We start from the raw sequence: 11,638 nt of genomic DNA on the forward strand, positions 1-11,638 counted from the left end.
GTGGCCCCTCGAAGGGATTCGAGGGGCCACCGCCGCGGTGCTGTCGCGGGTACGGCGCTCACAGCCGGGACCGTCAGTCGATGCCCCGCCAGATGTGCGGCTCGGACGTGTCCTCCTCCTCTCCGGCCAGCAGGGGGACCGGGATGCTCCAGAAGTCGTGTCTCAGGTACTCACGCTCCCGCTCATCGGTGATCATCGTCCTCTCCTCCCCGCCGGACCGGGCACGCCGCCTCAGGCGTGGCAGTCCGGCAGTCCTCCGTGGTACTCGACCATGTCCCGGAAGGGACCGGCCACGTCCATCCGCGCCCCGGGCGGCAGTCCCTCCAGCTCCGCGCAGGCGCGGTGCAGGTTCCCGGCCAGGCGCTCGGGGTCGAGCAGGCCGGCGAAACCGCCCAGGTCGGTGCGGAGCGCCGCGTCCAGCGGGGAGAGCCCGTCGCGCAGGGCCTCCTCCGCCACCCGCAGCAGCCACCGCAGGTACGCCTCCGTCTCGTCCAGCAGCTCCGGGCCGCCCACCGGGCCGTGGCCGGGGACCACGATCCGCGGGGCGAGGGCCCGCATCCGCGCCAGCGCGCGCAGCGAACCGGAGACGGAGCCCATCAGCACGAACGGCGTCACCCCCGACCAGACCAGGTCGCCGGTGAACAGCACGCCGCGCTCCGGCACCCACGCCACCACGTCGTTGGCGGTGTGCGCGGGACCCAGGTGCAGCAGCTCGACGCGGAGGTCCCCCGCGCGGAGGGTGAGCTCGTCGTGGAAGGTCAGCGTCGGCAGGGTCAGCGGGACCTCGCCCCACTCCACGCCCGGCCACAGACCGCACAGTCCGAGCCCGGCCTCGGCGCTGTCGGCGCGGGTGCCCTCGTGCGCGACGACCACCGCCCGCGGCGTGAACTGACCGTTGCCGAAGGTGTGGTCCCCGTGGAAGTGGGTGTTGACGACGACGCCGGGCCCGCCCGGGGCGACCCGCTCGACCTCCCGGCGCAGCCGCCGGGCGCGGGCCTCGGTGGCGGCGGTGTCGACCAGCACGGGCGGGCCCTCGCCCCCGCGCCGGCCCGTCACGAGACCCGCGTTGTTCAGGCACCAGCCGCCCGGCGGCTGGACGAAGGCGTACACGCCGTCGGCGACCTCCTCCAGCGACGGCGCGGCGGTGGAGGCGGTGGAGGCGGCGGCGGTGGAGGCGGTGCTCCCGGTCGTTGTCGTGGGCGTGGCCATCGGTTCTCCGTCCGTACGTGTCGGGGGCCGGGCGCTCAGACGAGCGAGGCGTACCGGCCGCGGTGGAACAGCAGGGGGCGGGCGCCGGGCTCGGAGCGCAGCGCCACCACCCGCCCGACGAGCAGCACGTGGTCGCCCGCCTCGTGCTCGGCGTGCAGCAGGCACTCGAAGGAGGCCGACGCCGAGGGGACGACCGCGTTGCCCGTGACCCCCTCGACCGCGCCGATGCGCCGCATGGCCTCCGCGCCCGCGGGCCGGTCCGGACGGGCGAACTCCCCGGAGAGCTGCCGGTGCTCCTCGGCCAGCACGTTCACGGCGAAGCCGCCGCCGGCCGCCACCCGGGGCCGCATCCGGCCGTCCCGCTTCACCGAGACCAGCAGCAGCAGGGGGTCGAGGGACACGGAGGTCAGGCTGTTGAGGGTCATCACGGAGAGGGCGTCCCCGCTGCCCTGCGTCAGCAGCGTGACGCCGGTGGGGAAGCATCCCATCGCCGTGCGGAAGGAGCTGATGTCGGGCTCGGGCCCGGCAAGCAGTGTGGTGCCCGTGTTCGTCATGGTCCCGGCTCCGTCTCTGCGCGCTCCGTCCCCGGTCCGCGCTGTCGTTGGCTGGTCGGCCGTCGGCCGCCGGCCCATCGGCCGGTGGCGGCGGGTGGGCGGGTCAGTAGTTGCCGAGGCCGCCGCAGACGTTGAGCGCCTGCGCGGTGATCGACGCGGCGACGTCGGAGGCCAGGTAGCCGACCAGGCCGGCGACCTCCTCCGGGGTGGAGTAGCGGCCCAGCGGGATCTTCGCCTGGAACTTCTCCAGGACCTCCTCCTCCGTCACGCCCCAGTGGCCCGCGTAGCCCTGGCGCACGCGCTGGGCCATGGGGGTCTCGACGTAGCCGGGGCAGACGGCGTTCACGGTGATCCCGGTCTTCGCCAGCTCCTTGCCGACGGCCTTGGTGAAGCCGACGACGCCGTGCTTGGAGGCGGAGTACGGCGCGGCGAGCTCCACGCCCTGCTTGCCGCCGGTGGAGGCGATGTTGATGATCCGGCCCCAGTCCCCCTCGCGCATGCGGCCGGTGCTCAGCACCTCGCGGGTGACGCGGAAGGTGCCGTTGAGGTTGGTGTCGATCACGTCCAGCCAGAGGTCGTCGGCCATCTCGGCGGTGACGCCGCCGCCGCCCCGGCCGGCGTTGTTGACCAGGATGTCGATGCGGCCGTACTCGGCCACCGCCGCGGTCACCGCCGCGCGCACCTGCTCGCTGGAGGAGACGTCGCAGACCGTGCCGGACACCTCCAGACCCTCCGCGCGCAGCCGCTTCACCAGCGCCTTCACGCTCTCCTCGGCACGCGCCACGCCGAACACCGCGACGCCCTGGCGGGCCAGCAGTTCGGTCACGGCGAGTCCGATGCCGCTGGTGGCACCGGTGACGAAGGCGACCCGTCGCTCCGCGTCTGTCATCGTGCTCTCCCGTATCCGTAGGGGGCTTGGGTGACGACGACCGTGACCGGCGTACCTTGCGGGTCTCTCGACTCCTCCTCGAAGCGTCCCGCCGGACGCGGGTTCCAGCCGCGCTCGACACCCCGTCGAGCACCGGCCGCGAGGGTGTGGCCGTCCGTTGTGCGCAATCCAGGAGCCAACCCAGGACTGAGGAGGGACCCATGCCCGAGCAGACGATCCCGGACGTGCGGAAGTCGGTGACCGTGGCGGCCACGCCCGAGGAGTGCTTCAAGGTCTTCACCGAGCGCCCGGGGGACTGGTGGCCCCCGTCCCACGTCCTGCTGAAGAAGGAGCGCGCCGGCCTCGCCTTCGAGCCGCACGTCGACGGCCGCTACTACGAGTGGGACGTCGAGGGCAACGAGATCGCCTGGGGCCGCATCCTGGAGTGGGACCCGCCGCGCCGGCTGGTGATGACCTGGCGGATCGACGGCAACTGGCAGTCCATCCCCGACGACGAGCGCGCCAGCGAGATCGAGGTGGACATCACGCCGGTCGACGGGAACACCACGAAGGTGGAGCTGGCCCACGTGAAGCTGCACAAGCACGGCGAGGGCGCGCGGCGCATCTTCGGCGCGCTGGACGGCCCGAGCCCGGGCGAGACCCTGGAGCGCTTCGGGAAGCTGTTCTGATCCCCTCCCCGGCCCGGGACGCCGCAGGCCGCGGGCATGCCGGCCACACACCGGCCGCATGCCGACCACATGTCGGCCGCATGCAGGAGGCCCTGTCCGCACCGTCGCGGACAGGGCCTCCGGCCTGTGGCGTCCCGGGCCGGGACCGCGGGCTCAGCCCAGCCGCTCGGACCAGTAGCCCGCCGGGTCGGGGATGTCGTGCCGCACGGTGCGGGACCTGGTGTACAGCTCCCCGCCGCGCCGGACCAGGACGTCCTCGATGGTCGAGCTGGGCTCGAAGGACACCCGCCCCTCCTCGTCGGTGACGCTCACCAGGGCGCGGAAGACGACCCTGAGCGTGTCGTCGCCGACGGGTTCGATCACCATCTTGTCGAACCAGTGCCGGAAGACGGACGTGCCGTAGTGCGGCACGGCGGCGCGCATCTCGGAGACCAGGCTCTGCCGGCCCACCAGCTCCCAGCCGTCCTTGGCGTGCGCGTAGACGCCGTCCTCGGTGAAGGTCTCGGCGAACTCCTCGATCCTGCGGTCCTCCAGCAACGGCATCTGGTACGCGTAGAAGTCCTGGACCTCCGCGTGGAGGTCGGCGGAGACCCGGGGCGGCCGGGCGGTACGCAGTTTCTGTGACACGGCGACTCCTTCTTGCCCTGCGCCGCGCATCCGGTCGTGCGCGGGAGGCCGCCAGGTTCCGGGACGCCGCTCGATCCCGTGTCGCGGGCGGCTAGTGCCGCGTCGGCCGGGGCCCACCCCGCTCGCCGCCCCGGCGAAAGCCCAGGTGATACCGGCCGCACGCGGCCTCCGGCCGCCGTGCGACCGCACGCACCCGGACACCTCGCCACCGGGCGGACCCGGCCGGCGCGGCACCGGGGCGGTTCCGGGGACGCACAGGTCCAGCGGCGGTGCAGCACGCTTCGAGCGTCCGGGACGACGCTGGGCGCCCAGTGGACGGATCCCCACCACAGGAGGTCACCAGGATGCCCGCCGACACGCAGACCGACACACAGCCGGACACCGAGGGGGCGGCCGCCGAGCGGGTGCGCCTGCTGGCGTCCCAGCACGCGGCCGACGCGGACCGCACCCGCAAGCTGGCGCCCGAGGTGGTCGAGGCGATCCGGGAGGCCGGTTTCGCCCGCCACTTCGTGGCCGCGCGGTGGAACGGGACCGAGGGGACGTTCGCCGAGCTGACCCGCGCGGTCACGACGGTCGGCGAGGGCTGCCCCGCCACGGCCTGGTGCGCCTCGCTGAGCGCCTACTCGGCCCGCTTCGCGGCACACCTCCCGGAGGAGGGCCACCGCGCCCTGTGGGGGGAGGGCCCCGACGTCGTCGTGGCCACCGCCCTCATGCCCGCCGGCCGGGCCGCGGCGGTGGACGGGGGCTGGCGGCTGAGCGGGCAGTGGAACTACGTCAGCGGGATCGACTTCGCCGACTGGGCCCTGGTCTGCGCCGCGGTCCCCGGGGGCGACGGGCCGCCGCGGCTGCGCTTCTTCGCGCTGCCGTGGGGGACGTACACGGTCCGCGAGACCTGGGACAGCGTCGGCATGCGGGCGACCGGCAGCCACACGCTCGCGGTGGACGGCCTGTTCGTGCCGGACCACCTCACCTTCGACCGCACCGACATGCTCACGGGGCGCAACGGGACCTCCCGGGTGGACGCGCACAACGTGCCCTTCCAGGCGGTGGGCGGGCTCACCTTCATAGCGCCCGTGGTCGGCGCCGCGGCCGGCGCGCTGAACGCCGCCGTCGACGTGCTGACCGGCAAGCGCCGCACGCACTCGACCGAGCTGCACCTGACGCGCGCCGGAGCCATGATCGACGCGGCCCGCTGCCTGGTCGCGCAGAACGCCGAGGTCATCGACGAGCGCCGGTTCACCCCCGAGCTCATGGCGCGCAACGAGCGCAACGCCACCTTCGCCGCCGAGCTGGCCGTCGAGGCCGTGGGCCTCCTGGTCGCCGCGGGCGGCTCCAGCGGCTTCGGCGAGGGCCTGGCCCTCCAGCGGTACTGGCGGGACGTCAACGCCGCCGCGAGCCACGTCGCCCTGAAGTACGACACCGCCGCGCGGAAGAACTACGCGGCCGCGCTCCTCGGCCCGGAGGCGTGAACATGACCACGGCCGAAGAGACAGCCGAGGAGACGGCGGTCTTCCCGTTCGCCGGGTCGACCTACCGCGGCCCCGCGCCCGGGTACGACCGGCTGCGGGCCGCGGAGCCGGTGGCCCGGGTGCCCGTCGAGGGCGGCGGGCACACCTGGGTGGTGACCGGCTACGAGGCGGCGCGCGAGGCGCTGACCGCGCCCGGGCTGAGCCGGGCGGCGATGTACGGGCCGGGCGCGCCGGAGTTCCCCGGGTTCCTCAAGGCCCCGCCGGAGATGATCGCCTCGATGGACCCGCCGGAGCACACCCGGCTGCGCAAGCTGGTGACCAAGGCGTTCACCGTCCGGCGCATCGAGGAGCTGCGCCCGCGCATCGAGGAGCTGGTGGACGGCCTGCTGGACGGCATGGCGGCCGCGGGCTCGCCGGCCGACCTGGTGGCGGGCCTGTGCTCGCCGCTGCCCCTGACGGTCATCTGCGAACTGCTCGGGGTGCCCGTGCGGGACCGGGACGACTTCCACCTGTGGGCGCGGCAGTTCGCGTCCGTCTCCGGCCCGCCGGAGCAGGCGCAGCAGGGCGCGGCCAACCTGGCCATGTACATGTCGCAGATGATCGTGGCCAAGCGGGAGGAGCCCGCCGACGACCTGCTGTCGGCCCTGATCGCGGCCCGCGACGAGGACGACCGGCTCAGCGAGCAGGAACTGGTGGTCTTCGGCTACGCGCTGCTCGGCGCCGGCTTCGACACCACCGCCTGCCAGCTCGCCAACTCCGTCCTCGCCCTGGTCGCCCACCACCCGGAGCAGTGGCGGAGGCTGCACGAGCACCCCGAGGAGGTCCCGGACGCGGTGGAGGAGCTGCTGCGCGGGGTCAACCTCTTCGCCACCGACACCTCCGGTTTCCCGCGGCTGGCCGTGGAGGACGTGACCGTCGCCGGGGTCACCATCCCCAAGGGGGACCCGGTCTTCGTCATCCTGTCGTCCGCCAACCGCGACGCCGCCGTCTTCGCCGACCCGGACCGGCTCGACTTCACCCGGGAGGAGAGCCGCCGGCACATCGCCTTCGGCCACGGCGTCCACCGCTGCCTGGGGGCGCCGCTCGCCCGGCTGGAGCTGAACATCGCCATCGGGGCGCTCGTCCGCCGCTTCCCGGACCTGCGCCTGGCCGTGCCCGAGGAGGAGCTGCGCTGGGAGCCCGGCAACGTCAACCACAGCCTCCTGTCCCTGCCGGTGGCGTGGGGCGGGGGGTGACCGCCGCGGGAGACGGAAGCGGCCGGGACCCGGAGGACGGGTCCCGGCCGCGCGCCGTTCACGCCGGCTGGTGGCGGCGCCGGTACTCCCTGAGGTCGAAGTCCGGCCGGGCGACCTCCTCGGGGGACGGCACGGCGCCGCCCTCCGCCAGGAGCCGCCGCGTGATCATGTGGTCGGCGGGACGGTTCACCGACTCGGCGCCCAGCAGCCGCTCCCCGCGGAAGCAGAAGACGGAGAAGCGCCCGTCCGACGGGTCCCCGGCCACCACCGTGCGGTCGTGGCCGTCGGTGACGCCGGCGATCTGCAGCCGGGCCTCGTACTGCTCCGACCAGAACCACGGCACGGCGGCGTAGGAGTCGGGCCGCCCGCAGATCACCGAGGCCACGCAGCGGGCCTGGTCGGACGCGTTCTGCACCGACTCCAGCCGCAGGCGGCGCGTCCGGCCCGGAACGGAGAAGCGGGCGCAGTCGCCGATGGCGTGGACGACGGGGTCGCTGGTGCGCAGCCGCCCGTCGACGAGGATGCCGTCGCCGACGGCCAGCCCCGCGTCGGCCGCCAGCTCGGTGCGGGGCAGCACGCCGATGCCGACGACGACCAGCTCGGCGGGGATGCGCTCGCCGCCGTCGAGTTCGACGACCCGCACGCGCCCCCTCCGGTCCCCGCGCAGCGCGGTCACCTCGCGTCCGGTCAGGACCCGGACGCCCCGGCGGCGGTGCTCCTCGGTGAGGTACTGCGCCATGGGGTCGCTCACGGCCCGCGACATGACGCGCCGCAGCGCCTCGACCACCGTGACCTCGTGCCCCAGCGCCCGCGCGGTGGCGGCCAGTTCCAGTCCGACGAAGCCCCCGCCGACCACCACCACGTGGCGGGCGCCGCCCCGCAGGCCGCGGCGCAGCCTCCGCGCGTCCGCCAGGGTGCGCAGCGTCAGGACGCCGTCCAGGTCCGCTCCGGGGACCGGGAGCCGCCGGGGGCGCGCCCCGACCGCCAGCACCAGCCGGCCGTAGGGGAGCGAGCGCCCGGAGGCCAGGACGGCGGCCCGCCGGTCGCGGTCGATCTCCACGACGCGGTCGCCGAGCACCAGGTCGATGTCCTGGTCGGCGTAGAAGGACGCGGGCCGCAGCTCGACGTCCGCGTCCCCGGCCGAGCCGGCCAGATAGTCCTTGGACAGCGGGGGACGGCGGTAGGGCACCGCGTCCTCGTCCCCCACCAGGTGGACGCGCCCGGTGAACCCGCCGCTCCGCAGTGCCGCGGCGAGGTCCGAGCCGGCCTGGCCCGCCCCGACGACGACGACCGACTGGCCGGCCATCAGACCTGGGTCTCCGGCAGGTGCACGACCAGGCCGTCGATCGCGTCGGAGACCGGGAGCTGGCAGCTCAGCCTGCTGGTCTCGCGGCGCGGGCTGGCCGTGCCGTACAGGACGTCGTCCTCGGACTCGTGCATCTCGGGCAGCGGCAGGGTGTTGGCCTCGTCGACGTAGACGTGGCAGGTGCCGCACTGCGCGGAGCCGCCGCACTGGGCCTCGATGCCCTCGATGTTGTTGATCTTCGCGGCGCGCATGACCGTGTTGGGGGCGGAGACGTCCACGACCGTCTCGGTGCCGTCGGGACGCTTGTACGTGATCTTGGCCATGGAGCCTCCTCGTGGCGCGTGGTCCGGGGTGTACGGCACGGACTGTCGCAACGGGCGCTGGGGAGCCGCTGGAGACCCCCTGGACAGGACCGCCCGGCTCGACCGGGGCGCGACCGGCCGTCGACGCGCACGGGCCAGCGTCGCCGTATGAGCGCATCGACGACGCGTCACCCAGCCGTCTCCGCCAAGGCCCCGCCACGCCTCGGCCTCATCCTGGTCGCCTGCTGCCTCGGGCAGTTCATGAACGTGCTCGACGCGTCGGTGGTGAACGTGGCCCTGCCGGTCATCAGCGACGAACTCCGCTTCGAACGCAGCGGGTTCCAGCTCCAGTGGGTGAACAACGCCTACACCATCGCCGTGTGCGGCTTCCTGCTGCTCGGCGGCCGGCTGGCCGACCTCTTCGGGCAGCGCCGGATCTTCCTGGCCGGAGCCGGGCTGTTCACCCTCGCCAGCTGTGTGGGCGGGCTGGCGGACGGGCCCGCGACGCTGGTGCTCGCCCGCGGGTTCCAGGGACTGGGCGCCGCCGTCATGGCGCCCGCGACGCTGACCGTGCTCGGCTCCAACTTCACCGAACCCGCCGCCCGGGCCAGGGCGTTCGGGATGTGGAGCGCGGTGTCGGGAGCCGGAGGGGCCATCGGGGTCCTCGTCGGAGGCATGATCACCGAGTGGTTCTCCTGGCGCTGGATCCTGCTCGTCAACGTCCCCCTCGGACTGGCGCTGCTCGCCGTCGTCCGCTGGGCGGTGCCCGAGACCCGCCGGCCGGAGAAGGGCCGCGGGCTCGACGTCCCCGGCGCCGTGACGGTGACGCTCGGACTGATGGCGGTGGTGTACGCCATCGCCGAGTCGCACACCCACGGCTGGCGCTCCCCGCAGGTCGTCACCGCCCTGACCGCCGGAGTGGCGCTGCTCGCGCTCTTCCTGCTCATCCAGGCGCGGCTCGCCGCGCACCCCCTGGTCCCGCTGGGCGTCTTCCGCAACCGCCCGGTCGCCACGGCCAACGCCGTGGCCTTCTGCAGCATCGCCGCGCTCTTCAGCACCTTCTACTTCTTCACGCTCGTCCTCCAGCACGTGCTCGGCTACTCCCCGCTGCGGACCGGACTGGCGTACCTGCCGCTGTCGCTCGGCATCGCGGTGGGCGGCTGGGGCGTCTCCTCCGTGGTGCCCAGGACCGGGCCCCGGCCGATCCTGCTGGGCGGCCTGTCGCTCTCCGTCGCCGGGCTGCTGTGGCTCTCCCGCGCGGACGAGACGGCCGTCTACGTCTCCGACCTGCTCGGCCCCGCCCTGCTGCTCGGCCTCGGGATGGGCGCGGTGCTCAACGCGACGACGAGCGCCGCCACCGCCGGACTGCCGCCCCACCAGGCGGGTCTCGCCTCCGGGCTGCTCAACACCACCCGGCAGCTCGGCAGCGCGCTCGGCCTGGTGATCCTGGCCACGGCCGCCTCGGCCCGCACGGCCTCCGCGGGGGCCGAGGCGGGCTCCGAGGCGGCCCGCCACGCCCTCGCCTCCGGGTACGGGCTGGCCCTGGCCGGCGCCGCCCTCTTCGCCTTCGCGGGCCTCCTCGCCGCGCTCGCGGTCCCGGCCCCGGTCCGGGAATCTTCCAGGCCGTCTCGAGGCGGGGGCGGCAGCCTGGCCTCCTGACGAGAGTGGAGGTTTCCGTGGGAACGAACGTGGGAACGAAGCGGCCCCGACAGACACCGGCCGAGACACCGCCCGAGGCCCTGCGGGAGTTCCGCGCACAGGAACCGCTGTGGTCGTCCGAGCCCACCGGAGGGCGGTCCGCCCGCCGGGGGGCGGACGGAGCCCCGCCGCTGGAGTACGCGACCGTCGAGGTCCCCCGCGACTACGCCGATCCCGGGGGCGAGCGCCTGACGATCGCGCTGAGCAGGCTGAGGGCCGCGGACCCCGCGCGGCGGCGCGGCGTCCTGCTCTTCGCCAACGGGGGCCCGGGAGGGGACTGGGGCCTCGGACGGGACCTGCCCGCCCGGTTCGCCGGCACCCCCGTGCACGAGGTCTACGACCTGATCGGCTTCGACCCGCGCGGCACCGGCGCGTCCACCCCGCTGTACGCCGAGGTGGTCCTGCCCAGGGCCCCGTTCGACTCGCGCCCGCCGGACTCCGCCTTCGAGGCGCTCGCCGAGGACATGCGGCTGCGGGAGCTGGCCTGCGAACGCGCCGGCGGGGACCTGCGCCCCCACATCAGCACCCGGAACACGGCCAGGGACATGGACGTGATCCGGGCCGTCCTCGGCGAGGAGAGGCTCTCCTTCGTGGGCTACGCGTACGGGGCCTACGTCGGCGCCGTCTACGGCAGCATGTTCCCCGGCCGCCTGGACCGCAGCGTGCTGGACTCCTGCGTCAACCCGGAGTGGACGTGGCGCGAGCAGTTCCTCTGGCAGGGCGACGCGGTGCGGCGGAACGTCGAGCGGTGGGCCTCCTGGACCGGTGAGCGCCACGGCCACTTCGGGCTCGGCACCGGCCCGGAGCAGGTGCTGGAGACCGTGGAGGAGGTCGTCGGCCTCCTGCGGGACCTGCCCGACGGGATCCGGCTGCGGACGCTGTTCGACGGCGCCGTGGGCACCCGCGCCAGCGACCGCGGCCAGTGGGCCGAGCTGGGCCGGCTGGTCGGCGACCTGCGGACCGCGGCCGGCTCGGGGGACGGGGAGAAGGCCGGACTCCTGCTGTCGGAGCAGGGGACCTGGCGGCCCACCGACAACGAGGGGGACCTGCGCACCGGGGTGCTGGAGGCCGTCACCCTGGAGCACGAGTGGCCCTCCGACCTCGGGGTCTACCGCGACGACATGCGGGACTTCCGCGAGCGGTTCCCCTACGGCTACGGCGTGCTGCGCGCCCAGCCGTGGGTGGGCGCCTTCCGCACCTTCCGGGCGCCGGAGGAGCCGACGAGGATCACGCGCGACGGCTACCCGGTGGGCCTGGTCGTCCAGGCCGACGGCGACCCCATGGACCACTACGCCGGAGGCGTCGCCATGGCCGAGCTGCTCGGCCACCACCTGGTCACGGTGGAGGACTCCGGCGAGCACGAGGTGTACGTGCTCGGCGGGAACACCGCGGTGGACGCGGTCGTCCACCGCTACCTGGCCGACGGCGAGCTGCCGCCCGTCCGGACCTCCTGCCCGGGCCGGACCCCGCGGCCCGACGTCCCCGCGGACGCCGGGTAGGCCGGCCCGCGCCCGACCGCGTTTCCCCCGGCCCGCGTCCGTGCTCCTCCGGACGCGGGCCCCGCCGGGTCCGGGCGCATCCCGTCCGCCCCGCCGCCGGAACGCCGGGGAAGCCAGGGAAGCCCAGGAAGTCGGAGAAGCCGAAAGAAGGGCGGGGTTCCCCGGAGTGGTCTCCGGGGAAC

12 protein-coding genes are annotated in these 11,638 nt (G+C 74.6%); 5 read left to right on the forward strand and 7 right to left on the reverse strand.

Going from position 1 to position 11,638, the window contains the following annotated elements; translation table 11 throughout:
* Positions 1-73: 73 nt before the first annotated feature.
* From QC029_RS29445 to QC029_RS29460, 4 genes are all read right to left on the reverse strand, one after another.
* Entirely contained in the window at positions 74-196 is a 123-nt protein-coding gene (locus tag QC029_RS29445) for a hypothetical protein (RefSeq protein ID WP_279558896.1), read from the reverse strand.
* 35 nt (positions 197-231) lie between these two features.
* On the reverse strand, positions 232-1,209 hold the full coding sequence (locus tag QC029_RS29450) for an MBL fold metallo-hydrolase (RefSeq protein ID WP_279558897.1): 978 nt from the start codon (positions 1,207-1,209) through the stop codon (positions 232-234).
* A 35-nt stretch (positions 1,210-1,244) separates the two neighbouring features.
* Positions 1,245-1,763, reverse strand: coding sequence for a flavin reductase family protein (locus QC029_RS29455; RefSeq protein ID WP_279558898.1), 519 nt, complete (start codon positions 1,761-1,763; stop codon positions 1,245-1,247).
* 103 nt (positions 1,764-1,866) lie between these two features.
* On the reverse strand, positions 1,867-2,652 hold the full coding sequence (locus QC029_RS29460; protein ID WP_279558899.1) for an SDR family NAD(P)-dependent oxidoreductase: 786 nt from the start codon (positions 2,650-2,652) through the stop codon (positions 1,867-1,869).
* 200 nt (positions 2,653-2,852) lie between these two features.
* On the opposite strand from QC029_RS29460, the gene QC029_RS29465 reads away from it, so the two are divergent.
* The gene (locus QC029_RS29465) at positions 2,853-3,320 is read left to right on the forward strand and encodes an SRPBCC family protein (RefSeq protein ID WP_279558900.1); all 468 of its coding nucleotides are present in this window, start codon (positions 2,853-2,855) and stop codon (positions 3,318-3,320) included.
* A 153-nt stretch (positions 3,321-3,473) separates the two neighbouring features.
* Here the strand turns inward: QC029_RS29465 and QC029_RS29470 are convergent, their stop codons facing one another.
* The gene (locus tag QC029_RS29470) at positions 3,474-3,947 is read right to left on the reverse strand and encodes a nuclear transport factor 2 family protein (protein WP_279558901.1); all 474 of its coding nucleotides are present in this window, start codon (positions 3,945-3,947) and stop codon (positions 3,474-3,476) included.
* A gap of 344 nt (positions 3,948-4,291) precedes the next feature.
* On the opposite strand from QC029_RS29470, the gene QC029_RS29475 reads away from it, so the two are divergent.
* Together QC029_RS29475 and QC029_RS29480 are read left to right on the forward strand one after the other, a co-directional pair.
* Positions 4,292-5,416, forward strand: a complete 1,125-nt coding sequence (locus QC029_RS29475; RefSeq protein WP_279558902.1) for a hydrolase — start codon at positions 4,292-4,294, stop codon at positions 5,414-5,416.
* A gap of 2 nt (positions 5,417-5,418) precedes the next feature.
* Positions 5,419-6,651, forward strand: a complete 1,233-nt coding sequence (locus QC029_RS29480; protein ID WP_279558903.1) for a cytochrome P450 — start codon at positions 5,419-5,421, stop codon at positions 6,649-6,651.
* Positions 6,652-6,709: 58 nt separating this feature from the next.
* On the opposite strand, the gene QC029_RS29485 is transcribed toward QC029_RS29480, so the two are convergent.
* Both QC029_RS29485 and QC029_RS29490 read right to left on the reverse strand, forming a co-directional pair.
* Positions 6,710-7,957: an NAD(P)/FAD-dependent oxidoreductase gene (locus QC029_RS29485; RefSeq protein WP_279558904.1), complete on the reverse strand. Its 1,248-nt coding sequence runs from the start codon at positions 7,955-7,957 to the stop codon at positions 6,710-6,712.
* Complete coding sequence (locus QC029_RS29490) at positions 7,957-8,280, reverse strand: 2Fe-2S iron-sulfur cluster-binding protein (protein ID WP_279558905.1); 324 nt, start codon at positions 8,278-8,280, stop codon at positions 7,957-7,959. Before QC029_RS29490 ends, QC029_RS29485 begins: the two co-directional genes overlap by 1 nt.
* Before the next feature lie 147 nt (positions 8,281-8,427).
* Here QC029_RS29490 and QC029_RS29495 point away from each other — a divergent pair, with 147 nt between their 5' ends.
* Both QC029_RS29495 and QC029_RS29500 read left to right on the forward strand, forming a co-directional pair.
* Positions 8,428-9,918: an MFS transporter gene (locus QC029_RS29495; protein WP_279558906.1), complete on the forward strand. Its 1,491-nt coding sequence runs from the start codon at positions 8,428-8,430 to the stop codon at positions 9,916-9,918.
* A gap of 17 nt (positions 9,919-9,935) precedes the next feature.
* Positions 9,936-11,456, forward strand: coding sequence for an alpha/beta fold hydrolase (locus QC029_RS29500; RefSeq protein WP_279558907.1), 1,521 nt, complete (start codon positions 9,936-9,938; stop codon positions 11,454-11,456).
* Positions 11,457-11,638: the final 182 nt, after the last annotated feature.

This window comes from Streptomyces sp. DH37 (assembly GCF_029813835.1).
Lineage (GTDB): Bacteria > Actinomycetota > Actinomycetes > Streptomycetales > Streptomycetaceae > Streptomyces.